The following is a 1,215-nucleotide window of genomic DNA, read 5'->3' on the forward strand; positions in this document are numbered from 1 at the left end:
GGCCGGCGTCGCCGGATCTTCCGGGCGAGTTCGACGATCTCGGGGATGCGGCTGTGGGACGCCCAGAACACCCAGTGGTTCAGTTCGGCCCTGGCCTGGTCGAGCGGGTGCTTGAGCAGTGTCCGGAGGAGTTCCTTGAGCTGCCATGAGCGATAGAGCTGCCCCTTGGGGTCGGTGTTCCTGACCGCGTCGAGCGTCTCTGACTGTCTGTCGGTCAGCCGGTCGGGGTTCTTCAGGACCGCGTATTTGACGCCGCGCATGCGCCTGGCCGTTTCCTCGTCGTGTTCGTGGCGCGCCTGGTTCCACAGGCGCTTCCTGACTTTGTCGAGCGCGTCGGTCATCCAGGAGACGATGTGGAACCCGTCGAGCACGCGCTCGGCGTTCGGGCACCACTCGCGCACGCATGAGTCGATCCACCGGGCCCCGTCGCCGGTGACGATGCGGATGGAGGCGCGCTGTTCGGGGGTCAGCGTTTGGAAGAACAGGTCGAACACGTCCCTGCCGTACCCGTCGTGCGCCCATATCACCCGATGCCGTTCGTGGTCGACGACGACGGTGATGTACGTGTGGCCTTTGCGGTAGCTGGTCTCGTCCACGCCGATCGCGTGCAGGCCGTCGAACGGCGACGGCATCGACGCCCTGAGACGCCCGGCGACGCGGCGGGCGATGTCGCCGGCCGTCCTCCACGCCACGTGCAGGAAGCCGCTGACCGTCTTCTGGTTCGCGACGGTCATCAGCCACGCGCACTCCGCCTCGAAATCCCGGGTGAACCGGCTGCCCGGCTCCGCCCAAGGCACCTGGGCGACCACGACCCCGCATTCCGGGCAGTCCACGCGGGGCATCGCGGCGACCAGCTCGACCCTGAAGCAGCCGAAGTCCTGACCACGCCAGCGACGTACGCCGCCGCCTTGGTCGTAGCCGTGCCGGCGTCTGCCGCATCGGGAGCATCGGAGCATGCCCCTGCGTGGGCGTACCCGGATCTCGAGCACGGGTTCGGGACGCAGCGGCGAGTCCGTGATTCTCGCGTCCTCGACCACCGCGCCTTTGACGTTCAGCAATCTGGTGAATAAGCTTTTGCTCAGGCGTTCTTCGTGATTCATTTCTTTGGTCGGAAAACAGAATACGCGGGAACGCCCCTTACGCTTACGGAATCAACGGCTCAACGACGAACTGGCTCAACGACGAACCGACACCCACGAAAACAGCAATAGCGCC

1 protein-coding gene is annotated in these 1,215 nt (G+C 65.8%); it reads right to left on the bottom strand.

From position 1 onward, the window contains the following. On the bottom strand, nucleotides 1-1,100 hold a 1,100-nt coding region (locus AC1AYR_RS11720), incomplete at its 3' end, for an ISL3 family transposase (RefSeq protein WP_476555181.1). Between the last annotated feature and the right edge of the window lie 115 nt (nucleotides 1,101-1,215).

The organism is Bifidobacterium sp. LH_417 (genome assembly GCF_056357035.1).